Genomic DNA, 13,377 nt, shown 5'->3' with positions numbered 1-13,377 from the left:
GCCAGTAACAGTCAAATTAACTGCCTGATTTTGAAAATGCAAAATCCCGAAGATGTTGAGCAATCCGCTCCGGCTGGCTTAAAATTGCCCAGTGATTGGCCGCAATCTCCACTCGCTGGAAGTCTGCTGCCCAGTTCGGCACTTCATCAATCAGCTCTGGACTGACAAAGCGGTCTTCGGTCAGTACCACGGCCTGTACCGGACAAATCGCCACACGCTGACGTGGTTTGAGCAAACGTGGGATAAAATTGGCCCGATACAGGTTGACGCCATATTGACCATCTTGCTGGATATTCGGGTTTAAGGCCAGACCCGGGCGTTGCTCCAGCTGCTGTACCATTTTGCCCCAGCGCTCTGCACTCATGTATTGCCACACCGTCGGTGCCAGTAAGGGCAATTGAAACACAGCGATATACCAGGACTTGCCCAGCTGTTTTAAGAATTTAGTCTTACCCTGCTGTAACTGGGCACGCATCCAGAATGCAGCATGGTCCAGACAAGGCCCGGAAATGCTGCTGTAAGAAAGAATCCGCTGGCGAAACCGGGCATCGGTCACCGACTCCCAGGACTGAATTGAACCCCAATCATGCGCAGCCAGATGAAATGGCCGGTTGGGCAGCACTGCATCCACCACAGTCAGTAAATCTTCAGACAGGCGTGCCAGCCGATAATCATGAATATGCTTTGGAATGGAAGACTGACCGGCCCCACGCACATCATAGGTCACAATATAAAAATCCTGAATCAGCTGGGTAATAACAGCTTCCCAGACTTCCTGATTGTCGGGATAACCATGAACCAGTACCAGCGCCGGATTGTCCGGCTTGCCCCAGCTTTTGACATACAGGCGCTGCTGGTCTGAGGTATGAATCCACTGCGTATGAGCGTGCATGATGACATCCTGTTCTGTTTATGGGTGATTTCTTGTATTGGCTGTTTATTGGCAAGTGCAGTCAATCAAATCAATGCCACCTGCCGGTTTCTGTTCTAGTATGCAGATCAGTGCAATAAAAATAATTGACCCTTATGAGCCTTTTAAAAAAACTACAGACAATTCCGACCCTGTCCAAATTCCTGATCAATCGCTATGCCCCCTATCGCGGCGCCGGTATTGCGGTCGAGAAAATGGATCTGGCCAATTACCACATTCGTGTCAAAATGCCACTGACGCGTAAAAACCAGAATATTGTTGGGGTGCATTTTGGCGGTAGCCTGTATGCCATGGTCGATCCGTTTTATATGCTGCTGTTGATGCATCATCTTGGCTCAAAATATATTGTCTGGGATAAGGCCGCGACCATCCGCTTTCTAGCGCCCGGTCGCAGTATGGTCTATGCCGATATCCGCCTCAATGCCATGGAGGTCGCTACCATTCGGGAACTGGCCGAGAATTATGCACCGGTATATCGCAACTACCGCCTGAATATTTTTGATGAAGCCGGCGTACGTATTGCCGAGGTAGAAAAGACGGTATACATCCGCCGCAAAAAGCCGCATGCTGCCGGCTAAATAAAAAAGCGCTTATCTTTAAGCGCTTTTTTTATGTGAGATCGTCTAAACCAGACTTAGCGGTTCTGCTCAATCGCGGCACCTGCACCGCCACCAATCGCACCACCAATCGCTGCACCAGTACTACCACCGAAGATGCTTTTACCTACCGCAGAACCAATTGCACCGCCGACACCACTATAGGTCGCGTTACGGTTTGAACCATCCTGGGTTTTACTACCGACCGCTGCACCGGCACCACCACCAATGGCTGCACCTGCAGTACCGCCGACATTACCACCGACACCACCACCAATTGCACCACCTAAGGCCGCTGCACCAATACGCTGTTCATTTGGAGACATACTTTCACAGCCGGCCAGCATAAAGGTAGATAAGGTGGCGGCTGCCATAACACCGATAACTTTTTTCATGATCGCTCTTCCCCTGTTTTGGTCATAGCTTTAGCTTATTCGATATTGATGGGTCGAATCTGAGCAATATGTTACCAACTTGGTAACCAATAGAGGATTTATGTAAAAACACCCGCTTTGCAGCAGCAACCCGGCCCATCTAACGCCAAAGTACAGCGCGATACACTTTTTTCAGGCATAAAAAAAGACGCCCGAAGGCGTCTCTTGGTTGTCATTTCACCAGCTTAGAATTCCTGGTTAAATGCCTGACTTAATGCTTGGTCTACATCAGAGAAGTCATTTTGCAGTTCAAATTCTGCAGCTTCTGCTTCCTGACGACGACGCTCTAAGTGGTAAGCCAAACCTGTACCCGCTGGGATCAGACGACCAACAACGACGTTTTCTTTCAGACCACGTAGATCATCTTCTTTACCGGTTACAGCCGCTTCAGTTAACACACGTGTGGTTTCCTGGAACGATGCAGCAGAGATGAACGAATCCGTCGACAGCGATGCTTTGGTAATACCCATCAACTGGCGATCAAACTTCGCTGGGAACTTGTTCTGTGCAAGTACAGCCTGGTTTTCTTGAACCACGCGGATGTAATCCACCTGTTCGCCTTTGATGAAGCTGGTATCACCACCGTCAGTGATTTCAACTTTACGCAGCATTTGACGTACGATGACTTCAATATGCTTGTCGTTGATTTTTACACCTTGCAGACGGTAAACGTCCTGAACTTCGTTCACGATGTAGTTGGTCAACGCCACTTCACCTTTCAGACGTAAGATGTCATGCGGGTTTTGTGGACCATCAGAAATGGTTTCACCACGGTTCACATGCTCACCTTCGAACACGTTAATAGTACGCCATTTCGGAATCAGCTCTTCGTAGATCTCTGAACCATCATCCGGGGTAATCACCAGACGGTTCTTACCTTTGGTCTCTTTACCGAAGCTCACGATACCGGACACTTCTGCCAAAATCGCATGCTCTTTTGGTTTACGTGCTTCGAACAAGTCAGCAACACGCGGCAGACCACCGGTAATATCACGGGTACGTGAAGATTCTTGTGGTACACGACCAATAACGTCACCGACACCAATGGTTTCGCCATCGCGAACCGAAAGAATAGTGTTTTGTGGCAGGAAGTAGAACTGTTCACCACCGTCCACGGTGTCTAACACAACAGCAGGACGTAAATCTTTACCTGACGCAGGACGTGAAGTCACTGGCAAGATTTCGATTGTGGTCATACCGGTTGCATCATCCGTTTTCGAGGTTACAGTGACACCATCAGCAATCTGGCTGAAACGTACTTTACCTGCAACTTCAGTTACCAGCGGATGGGTATGCGGATCCCAAGTCGCCACGATACCGCCTGCTTCTACCGCTTCGCCATCTTTCAGCAAGATTGACGCACCGTAAGGCAGTTTATAGCGCTCGCGCTCACGACCTAAGTCATCTGCAATACCAATTTCACCTGAACGAGAGGTCGATACCAGGTGACCTTTGGCATGTTGTACAGTTTTCACGTTGTGGAAACGTACGGTACCTTTGTTTCGTACTTGAACACTGTTGGCAGCCGAAGTTCGGCTTGCCGCACCACCCACGTGGAAGGTACGCATGGTTAACTGTGTACCTGGCTCACCAATTGATTGAGCAGCCATTACACCCACAGATTCACCCGGGTTCACCAAGTGACCGCGTGCAAGGTCACGACCATAACATTTCGCACACACACCGAAGGTCGATTCACATGATACTACTGAACGTACTTTCACTTCGTCGACACCTTGCTCTTCCAGGAAGTTGGCAAGTTTTTCGTCAATTAAGGTGTTACGTGGCAGGATCACTTCATCTGAACCGGCTTTCTTCACGTCTTCAGCAACCACACGACCCAGTACTCGCGTACCCAGGTTCTCGATCACGTCACCGCCCTGAATGAATGGTGTCATCACCAGACCAGCCATGGTGCCACAATCTGGCTCAGTGATCACCAAGTCTTGCGCAACGTCAACCAGACGACGCGTCAGGTAACCCGAGTTCGCAGTTTTCAGTGCAGTATCGGCCAAACCTTTACGCGCACCGTGCGTTGAAATGAAGTACTGAAGTACGGTCAAACCTTCACGGAAGTTCGCCTTAATTGGCGTTTCAATGATCGAGCCATCCGGCTTCGCCATCAGACCACGCATACCTGCAAGCTGACGAATCTGAGCTGCCGAACCACGGGCACCAGAATCCGACATCATGTAGATCGAGTTGAATGATTTTTGCTTCTCGTCTTCACCCTGTTTGTTCTTCACAGTAGTGAAAGACAAGTTGTCCATCATCGCTTTCGCTACCTGGTCATTGGTACGTGCCCAGATATCGACGACTTTGTTATAACGTTCACCAGCAGTGACGAAACCTTGTTCGAACTGTTGTTCGATTTCACGAACTTCAGCTTCTGCCTTGTCAATAATCGCCTGTTTGCTTGGTGGAATAACCATATCTTCCATACCAACCGATACACCTGAACGCGTCGCTTGACGGAAGCCCAAGTACATTAATTGGTCAGCAAAGATTACCGTGTCTTTCAGACCCAGTTTACGGTAGCAAGAGTTGATTAACTTAGAGATGTTTTTCTTGGTCATCTCAACGTTAATTTGCTCGAAGCTCAAACCTTCTGGCACAACTTCCCAAAGCAGGCAGCGACCTGGCGTGGTGTCTACAACAATAGTTTGTTGCTCACGCTCACCGTTGTCATTGATGACAGTTTGGTATACACGCGCTTTTACGCGAGCGTGCAGATCAACCTGACCGGTTGCAAGGGCACGGTTAACTTCATGCGTATCTGCGAACACCATGCCTTCACCTTTGGCATTTACCGCATCACGGGTGATGTAGTAAAGACCCAAGACCACGTCCTGAGACGGTACGATGATTGGCTCACCGTTGGCTGGAGACAGAATGTTGTTGGTCGACATCATTAACGCACGCGCTTCTAATTGCGCTTCAAGTGTTAATGGTACGTGTACCGCCATCTGGTCACCGTCGAAGTCGGCGTTGAACGCAGCACAAACTAGCGGGTGCAGACGGATCGCTTTACCTTCAATCAGGATCGGTTCAAACGCTTGCAGACCCAAACGGTGAAGGGTTGGCGCACGGTTCAACATCACTGGATGCTGACGAATCACAGATGCAAGAACGTCCCAAACTTCTGGCGTCTCGCGCTCAACCATTTTCTTCGCAGCTTTAATGGTAGTGGCTTGACCAGACGCTTGCAGTTTCGCAAAGATGAACGGCTTGAACAGTTCCAGCGCCATTTTCTTCGGAAGACCACATTGGTGCAAACGTAAAGTAGGACCTACGGTAATCACCGAACGGCCTGAATAGTCAACACGTTTACCCAACAAGTTCTGACGGAAACGACCTTGCTTACCTTTGATCATATCGGCCAAAGATTTCAGCGGACGTTTGTTCGAACCGGTAATCGCACGACCACGACGACCGTTATCAAGCAATGCATCTACAGACTCTTGTAACATACGTTTTTCGTTACGTACGATGATGTCTGGCGCTGCAAGGTCAAGAAGACGCTTCAAACGGTTGTTACGGTTAATCACACGACGGTAAAGGTCGTTCAGGTCAGACGTTGCGAAACGGCCACCTTCAAGCGGAACCAGCGGACGAAGGTCTGGCGGAAGTACTGGCAGTACATTCATCACCATCCATTCTGGCTTGTTGTTCGACTCTTTGAACGCTTCCATCAATTTCAAACGCTTAGACGCTTTTTTCAGTTTCGTCTCAGAGGTTGTTTGTGGAATTTCTTCACGCAGGCGTGAGATTTCGTTTTCAAGATCGATGTCTTTTAACAGGTCCTGAACTGCTTCTGCACCCATTTTCGCTGTGAATTCATCACCGTGCTCTTCCAACGCATTGAAGTATTCTTCATCGTTCAGAAGCTGGTATTTCTCAAATGGAGTCATACCTGGGTCAGTCACTACATAAGATTCGAAATACAGAACACGTTCGATATCACGTAAGGTCATGTCTAATAACAGACCGATACGGCTCGGCAGTGATTTTAAGAACCAGATGTGTGCTACTGGAGAAGCAAGCTCAATGTGACCCATACGTTCACGACGAACTTTTGCAGTTGTTACTTCAACGCCACATTTTTCACAGATGACGCCTTTGTATTTCATACGCTTGTATTTACCACACAAGCATTCGTAATCTTTGACTGGACCAAAGATTTTGGCACAGAACAAACCGTCACGTTCTGGTTTGAAGGTACGGTAGTTAATGGTTTCAGGCTTTTTAACTTCACCATGAGACCACGACTTAATCATTTCTGGTGACGCAAGACCAATACGGATGCGATCAAACTCTACAGGAGCATGACCGTCTGAGTCCGTCTTTTTGCGCATGATATCGAGCAAGTCTTTCAATTTTTTTCTCCGTGTGCCGGTAAGATTTTCACTTTCCGACTGGGTCACAAATATTGTTTTTTAACTGAATTTTAATCTCCCTCAGTCCCCCTTTGTTAAGGGGGAAGCCCCTCTTTTATAAAGAGGGGTTTGGGGAGATTTAATGGAGATTCTTAGTCACCATTTTTCAGTTCAATGTTGATACCTAAAGAACGGATCTCTTTGGTCAATACGTTGAACGATTCAGGCATGCCCGGATCCATATAATGGTTGCCATCTACAATATTCTTATAGATGCGGGTACGGCCTTCAACGTCATCCGACTTCACAGTGAGCATTTCTTGAAGCGTATAAGCTGCACCGTATGCTTCCAGTGCCCAGACTTCCATCTCACCGAAACGCTGACCACCGAATTGTGCCTTACCACCCAGCGGCTGCTGTGTTACTAATGAGTAAGAACCAGTTGAACGCGCATGCATCTTGTCATCAACCAAGTGGTTCAGTTTCAGCATGTACATGTAACCAACAGTGACAGGACGGTCGAAACGCTCACCCGTACGGCCATCATACAATACGGTTTGACCGGTACGTGACAGACCCGCAAGTTCAAGCAAGTCTTTGATCTGACCTTCTTCAGCACCGTCAAATACAGGTGTTGCCAATGGAACACCAGCACGCAGGTTGCCAGAAAGCGCCAAGATTTCATCATCCGTCAGGCTGTCAAGATCTTCTTGCTCGCCGCCCACCTTGTTGTAAATCTTGTCCAAGAATTCACGCAGTTCAAGAATGGTGCGCTGTTCTTTCAGCATCTTGTCGATCTGATCACCCAGACCTTTGGCTGCCATACCTAAGTGCGTTTCTAGAATCTGACCCACGTTCATACGCGATGGTACACCAAGCGGGTTCAGTACCACGTCTACTGGTACACCGTTGGCATCGTATGGCATGTCTTCAACTGGCAGAATGTTGGATACAACACCCTTGTTACCGTGACGACCCGCCATCTTATCACCCGGCTGGATACGACGTTTCACTGCAAGGTAAACTTTAACCACTTTCAGTACGCCAGTGGTCAGTTCGTCACCTGTAGACAGTTTGCGTTTCTTCTCAGCGAATTTCTCGTCAATTTCAAAGCTCTTCTCTTTCAGGAAGGTTTGAATTTGCGTTAAACGTTCCGCAATCGCTTCGTCACTTGGCTGGATTTCAAGCAGATCAACCAGTTCAAGACCAGACAGCATATCTTCAGACAGTTTGTCGCCACGTTTAGTGCCGCCACCGCCATTCGATTCCTGACCTTTTAACAGACGAACAATACGTTCACGTGCTGCTTCTTCGAAGATTTTGTATTCTTCTTTCAAGTCTTTACGGTATGCATCAAGCTGCGCTTTCTCAATCGCCAGTGCACGTTCGTCTTTTTCCAGACCATCACGGGTAAAGACCTGAACGTCAATGACTGTACCTTTGGTGCCCGATGGAACACGTAAAGAGGAGTCTTTTACGTCCGCTGCTTTTTCACCGAAGATGGCACGAAGCAGTTTTTCTTCAGGCGTCAACTGGGTTTCACCTTTTGGCGTAACTTTACCCACCAGGATGTCACCGGCAGTCACTTCTGCACCGATGTAAACAATACCTGATTCGTCCAGTTTAGACAGCGCAGCTTCACCGACGTTTGGAATATCAGCCGTGATTTCTTCAGCACCCAGTTTGGTATCACGTGCAACACATGACAGTTCCTGAATGTGAATCGACGTTAAACGGTCTTCTTGAAGCACACGCTCAGAAAGCAAGATCGAGTCTTCATAGTTGTAACCATTCCAGGTCATGAACGCCACGCGCATGTTTTGACCCAGCGCCAGTTCACCGCCATCTGTCGATGGACCATCCGCCAGGATGTCACCACGTGCAACTTTATCGCCTAAACGTACGACAACGTTCTGGTTGATACAGGTGTTCTGGTTTGAACGCGTGTATTTGATCAGGTTGTAGATATCTACACCTGCTTCACCCGCGATCATTTCATCTTCATTCACGCGAATTACGATACGTGATGCATCAACAAACTCGATCACACCACCACGGCCTGCAACCACACACACACCTGAGTCACGTGCCACATTGGCTTCCATACCCGTACCAACCAGCGGCTTGTCCGCGATTAATGTAGGTACGGCCTGACGTTGCATGTTTGAACCCATCAATGCACGGTTGGCGTCATCATGTTCAAGGAATGGAATCAGCGATGCTGCAACAGAAACCACCTGCTGAGCAGATACGTCCATATGAGTCACTTTTTCAGGTGACATACGTACGAATTCACCGTGGTGACGTACAGAAACGAATTCTTCAGTCAGGTTGCCGTCCTGATCTACAACCGAGTCGGCCTGTGCAATCACAGTCCCTACTTCTTCAATCGCAGACAGATATTCAACTTCGTCTGTTACACGACCATCAACCACTTTACGGTATGGCGTTTCCAAGAAACCGAAGCTGTTGGCTTTGGCATAAACAGACAGCGAGTTGATCAAACCAATGTTTGGACCTTCAGGCGTTTCAATTGGACATACACGACCATAGTGAGTCTGGTGTACGTCACGCACTTCGAAGCCTGCACGTTCACGGGTCAAACCACCTGGACCAAGCGCCGATACACGACGTTTGTGGGTGATTTCAGACAATGGGTTGTTCTGGTCCATAAACTGAGACAACTGGCTTGAACCAAAGAATTCTTTGATGGCTGCAGCCACTGGCTTCGCATTGATCAGATCTTGCGGAGACAGGTTGTCAGTTTCAGCTTGTGATAGACGCTCTTTTACAGCACGCTCAACACGTACCAGACCCACACGGAACTGGTTCTCGGTCATCTCGCCCACTGAACGAACACGACGGTTACCCAAGTGGTCGATATCGTCGACTTCACCTTTACCGTTACGGATTTCAACCAATGTTTTCAGTACATCCGTGATGTCTTCGTTCGACAGGATGCCTTCAACTTCGCGCGACTTCTGGTCAGTACCCACTTCATAAGGACGACCCAGACGACGGTTGAACTTCATACGGCCGACTGGTGACAGGTCATAACGCTCAGAAGAGAAGAACAGGTTGTTAAACAGGTTCTCAGCTGCTTCTTTGGTTGGTGGCTCGCCTGGACGCATGACTTTGTAGATTTCAACCAGTGCTTCTTCACGACCTGTAGTCGTATCGGCACGTAGCGTATCTGCAATGAATGAACCGCGGTCGATGTCGTTGGTGAACAGGATATTGAACTGCTTCACGCCGCCTTCAGCCAGCTTCACCATCACTTCATGGCTTAACAGTGTGTTGGCCGGAATCACATCGCCATCTTTCAGCACGATGTCTTCGGCAGTAATGCGCTCATACAGGTATTCATCCGGCACTGACAGTTTGGTCAGACCAGAGCCTTCCATTTGACGAACATGACGTGCGTTGATACGCTTACCTTGTTCAACAATGACTTTACCATCGGCATCAGTGATATCGAATTGTGCCATTTCGCCACGCAGACGTTCTGGAATCAAGTCGATCTGATAGCTACCCATATCCAGGTAAACAGGAACTTTTTCGTAGAACAGGTCAAGAATCTGTTCGTTGTTATAGTTCAGGGCACGCAGAACCACAGTCGCTAGTAATTTACGACGACGGTCGATACGTACATAGACTAAATCTTTGGCATCAAATTCAAAGTCTAACCATGAACCACGGTAAGGAATAATACGCGCTGAATACAGCACTTTACCGCTTGAGTGAGTCTTACCTTTGTCATGGTCAAAGAATACGCCTGGTGAACGGTGTAATTGCGATACGATTACACGCTCGGTACCGTTGATCACAAAAGTACCGTTATCCGTCATCAATGGCATTTCGCCCATATAGACTTCTTGTTCACGTACGTCTTTGATTGATTTCGTTTCACGATCTTTCAGGATCAAACGAATTTTAACGCGCATTGGTGCCGCATAAGTTGAGCCGCGAAGGATACATTCACGTACATCAAACTCTGGTTTACCAAGACTATACTCAACAAATTCTAAAGCAGCATTGCCAGAATAACTTTCTATAGGAAAAACTGAACGAAATGCGGCTTGGAGACCGATATCTTCGCGGTTTTTTGGAGATTTGCCATCTTGCAAGAAAGTACGGTACGAGTCGACTTGAATCGCCAACAGGTACGGTGCTTCCATGACTTGGGGCAATTTACCAAAATTCTTACGGATCCGTTTCTTTTCGGTATATGAGTATGCCATCTGGAGTCCTCGGAAAGTAAACCAAGCCCGCCTGCAGAACGGGCTCAGAAGGAATTACGCAGGCCGATATGGCCACCACTCTTTACAAATGCTGCAATTTTTAGTGGTATTAAAACGCTTAACAATATTTTTTAACATTGAAAAATATTGGTAAGCGTTTGATTGTTATCTTTATTTTTAATTTGTATGAAATTTATATCATGCAAACAAAAATCGAGCCGATTATTGTAACGCAAAAAGGCTGATGACCCAAGAGCCATCAGCCATTTTTTGGAGTCGATTATAAAAAAATCGACTCCCCTTAAGCTATTACTTAAGTGTAACTGTAGCACCAGCTTCTTCAAGTTTCTTCTTAAGCTCTTCGCCTTCTTCTTTAGAAACGCCTTCTTTAAGTACTGCTGGAGCACCTTCAACCATGTCTTTCGCTTCTTTAAGACCAAGGCCAGTCGCTTCACGAACTGCTTTAATTACTGCAACTTTGTTTGCACCGAAAGAAGTCAACTCAACGTTGAATTCAGTTTGCTCTTCAGCAGCAGCAGCGCCAGCGCCTGGAGCAGCAGCAACTGCAACAGCAGCAGCAGATACGTTGAATTTCTCTTCGAAAGCAGAGATCAGTTCAACAAGTTCAAGAACAGTTTTTTCAGCAACTGCGTTTAAAATTTCTTCGTTAGTTAAAGCCATGAGAATAACTCCAAATGGAAATTGAATGGTGTGTAAATTGATTTAAGCTTAAGCTGCTTCTGACTCGTTTTTCTCTTTGAGTGCTGTAATAAGGCGACCCAATTTCGAAATAGGAGCTTGAAGAACGTTTGCAAGCATAGTAAGCGCTTTTTCTTGGTTCGGAAGATTTGCAATCACGCTAACTTCAGCACCTTCATAAACCTTGCCGTCAAATGCAGCAGCTTTAAGTTCAAATGCTTTGTTTGTTTTAGCGAAATCTTCGAACAAGCGTGCAGCTGCACCCATGTCATCTTCAGAAGTCGAGAAAGCTAAGATTGTTGGACCAACAAGAGTTGCATTCAAGATATCGAATTGAGTACCTTCGAATGCACGCTTAGCCAAAGTATTACGCACGATACGAGTCGTAACACCAAGCTTACGCGCTTCAACACGTAAAGCAGTTAATTGCTCAACGGTTAAACCTTGATAGTCAGCAACAACAGCAGAGAACGCGCGAGAAGCAACTTCGTTTACTTCTGCTACGATCTGTTTTTTGTCTTCGATAAGAAGAGCCATTGTAAAACCTCCTAACGGTGATTTATGTACCCACAAGGGATACACTCCCAATTCGTGAATTCATCACTGAACTCACACGCGGAGGAGGAATAAATCACACCACCGCGTCTACGCAGGCTGGAATTTTAAGAGAAGAGCATAAAACTCCCCTCGCCTGAGGTCTTTGACGCTGATAAATTCTCATTTACCAATTCAAAGTCCGCCTGAATGTCCCCTCTCCTTTCAGGAGAGGGCTAGGGAGAGGTTTAACCCTCATCCCAACCTTCTCCCAGAGGGAGAAGGAGACCTTTCAGGACTTTAAAATTCTGTCTAAGTTAAACTTAGTTAGAAACGTTGTTTACATCAACAGTCAGACCAGGACCCATAGTTGAGCTTAGAGTGATCTTTTTGATGTATACACCTTTAGAAGTCGCAGGTTTTGCTTTCTTCAGGTCAGCTACAAGAGCTTCAACGTTTTGACGAACAGCTTCAGCAGTGAAACCTACTTGACCGATCGCAGCGTGGATGATACCCGCTTTGTCTACACGGTAACGTGCTTGACCAGCTTTTGCATTTTTAACTGCAGTTGCTACGTCAGGAGTAACCGTACCCACTTTAGGGTTTGGCATTAAGCCACGTGGACCAAGGATTGTACCTAATTTACCTACAACGCGCATTGCATCTGGAGCAGCAATTACTACGTCAAAGTCAAGGTTACCCGCTTGGATGCTTTCAGCCAGGTCATCAAAACCAACTACGTCCGCGCCTTCAGCTTTAGCAGCTTCAGCAGCAGCGCCTTGAGCAAACACAGCTACACGTACAGTTTTACCTGTACCTGCAGGAAGTGTAGTCGCGCCACGAACAACCTGGTCAGATTTACGAGGGTCAACACCTAGGTTTACAGATACATCCAAAGATTCTTTGAATTTAGCTGCAGGAAGGCTGTTAAGAACTTGTACTGCTTCTTCCAAAGTATAAACTTTGTTTGCTTCTACAGCAGCAGCAATGGCTTTTTGACGTTTAGTTAACTTTGCCATGTCTTATAGCTCCACTTCCAAGCCCATAGAACGTGCAGAACCAGCGATGGTACGTACACGCGCGTCTAAGTCAGCACCAGTTAAGTCTGGTTCTTTCGTAGTCGCGATCTCTTCTAACTGAGCACGAGTCAACTTACCAACTTTAGTTTTGTTTGGTACAGCTGAACCCTTCTGGATACCAGCAGCTTTCTTAAGCAGAATAGCAGCAGGTGGAGTTTTCATGATGAATGTGAACGACTTGTCGTTGTACACAGTGATCACTACTGGAATTGGAAGACCAGCTTCAACTTTTTGTGTCGCAGCATTGAATTCTTTACAGAATGCCATGATGTTAACACCACGTTGACCCAGTGCAGGACCAATTGGTGGAGATGGATTTGCTTTACCAGCTGGAACTTGCAGCTTGATATAGCCGTCAATCTTCTTAGCCATTTTCAATTACCTCTGGGTACAAACGCCGCTAGGCTCCCCAATGATTTCTAAGTAACGATACCGTTACAACAACAATGCCCGATCCATAACAAATCGGGCGTTTTCAACCAGCAGT

The 13,377-nt window shown here is 47.1% G+C and carries 9 protein-coding genes; 1 reads left to right on the top strand and 8 read right to left on the bottom strand.

The window, feature by feature from the left end; genetic code table 11:
* Positions 1–16 precede the first annotated feature (16 nt).
* Positions 17–892 (bottom strand): alpha/beta fold hydrolase, encoded by an 876-nt coding sequence (locus F905_RS13365; protein WP_005181695.1) that lies wholly within the window; start codon positions 890–892, stop codon positions 17–19.
* Positions 893–1,026: 134 nt separating this feature from the next.
* On the opposite strand from F905_RS13365, the gene F905_RS13360 reads away from it, so the two are divergent.
* On the top strand, positions 1,027–1,509 hold the full coding sequence (locus F905_RS13360; protein WP_005181693.1) for a PaaI family thioesterase: 483 nt from the start codon (positions 1,027–1,029) through the stop codon (positions 1,507–1,509).
* A gap of 56 nt (positions 1,510–1,565) precedes the next feature.
* Here the strand turns inward: F905_RS13360 and F905_RS13355 are convergent, their stop codons facing one another.
* The 7 genes from F905_RS13355 to rplK all read right to left on the bottom strand — a co-directional run bounded on the left by F905_RS13355 (position 1,566) and on the right by rplK (position 13,262).
* On the bottom strand, positions 1,566–1,922 hold the full coding sequence (locus F905_RS13355; RefSeq protein WP_005181692.1) for a hypothetical protein: 357 nt from the start codon (positions 1,920–1,922) through the stop codon (positions 1,566–1,568).
* A 224-nt stretch (positions 1,923–2,146) separates the two neighbouring features.
* Positions 2,147–6,337 carry a DNA-directed RNA polymerase subunit beta' gene (rpoC, locus tag F905_RS13350; protein ID WP_005181690.1) on the bottom strand — a complete coding sequence of 1,397 codons (4,191 nt, stop codon included), beginning with the start codon at positions 6,335–6,337 and terminating at the stop codon, positions 2,147–2,149.
* 152 nt (positions 6,338–6,489) lie between these two features.
* A complete protein-coding gene (rpoB, locus tag F905_RS13345) occupies positions 6,490–10,578 on the bottom strand; it encodes a DNA-directed RNA polymerase subunit beta (RefSeq protein WP_005181688.1) in 4,089 nt (1,362 codons plus the stop codon).
* A gap of 309 nt (positions 10,579–10,887) precedes the next feature.
* Entirely contained in the window at positions 10,888–11,259 is a 372-nt protein-coding gene (rplL, locus tag F905_RS13340) for a 50S ribosomal protein L7/L12 (protein ID WP_004774018.1), read from the bottom strand.
* Between the two features lie 48 nt (positions 11,260–11,307).
* Entirely contained in the window at positions 11,308–11,814 is a 507-nt protein-coding gene (gene rplJ, locus F905_RS13335) for a 50S ribosomal protein L10 (RefSeq protein ID WP_005181686.1), read from the bottom strand.
* Positions 11,815–12,134: 320 nt separating this feature from the next.
* Positions 12,135–12,830 carry a 50S ribosomal protein L1 gene (gene rplA, locus F905_RS13330; protein WP_005181684.1) on the bottom strand — a complete coding sequence of 232 codons (696 nt, stop codon included), beginning with the start codon at positions 12,828–12,830 and terminating at the stop codon, positions 12,135–12,137.
* 3 nt (positions 12,831–12,833) lie between these two features.
* Positions 12,834–13,262, bottom strand: coding sequence for a 50S ribosomal protein L11 (gene rplK, locus F905_RS13325; RefSeq protein ID WP_004868049.1), 429 nt, complete (start codon positions 13,260–13,262; stop codon positions 12,834–12,836).
* Positions 13,263–13,377 lie beyond the last annotated feature (115 nt).

This window comes from Acinetobacter sp. CIP 53.82 (assembly GCF_000369465.1).
GTDB classification, from domain to species: Bacteria; Pseudomonadota; Gammaproteobacteria; order Pseudomonadales; family Moraxellaceae; genus Acinetobacter; species Acinetobacter indicus.
This window is presented reverse-complemented; position numbering and strand designations above follow the sequence as displayed.

Excerpts from the sequence above, each read along its gene's own strand:
- F905_RS13365 (WP_005181695.1), bottom strand. The coding sequence starts at position 892 with ATGCACGCTCATACGCAGTGGATTCATACCTCAGACCAGCAGCGCCTG.
- F905_RS13360 (WP_005181693.1), top strand. The coding sequence starts at position 1,027 with ATGAGCCTTTTAAAAAAACTACAGACAATTCCGACCCTGTCCAAATTC.
- F905_RS13355 (WP_005181692.1), bottom strand. The coding sequence starts at position 1,922 with ATGAAAAAAGTTATCGGTGTTATGGCAGCCGCCACCTTATCTACCTTT.
- rpoB (WP_005181688.1), bottom strand. The coding sequence starts at position 10,578 with ATGGCATACTCATATACCGAAAAGAAACGGATCCGTAAGAATTTTGGT.
- rplL (WP_004774018.1), bottom strand. The coding sequence starts at position 11,259 with ATGGCTTTAACTAACGAAGAAATTTTAAACGCAGTTGCTGAAAAAACT.
- rplJ (WP_005181686.1), bottom strand. The coding sequence starts at position 11,814 with ATGGCTCTTCTTATCGAAGACAAAAAACAGATCGTAGCAGAAGTAAAC.
- rplA (WP_005181684.1), bottom strand. The coding sequence starts at position 12,830 with ATGGCAAAGTTAACTAAACGTCAAAAAGCCATTGCTGCTGCTGTAGAA.
- rplK (WP_004868049.1), bottom strand. The coding sequence starts at position 13,262 with ATGGCTAAGAAGATTGACGGCTATATCAAGCTGCAAGTTCCAGCTGGT.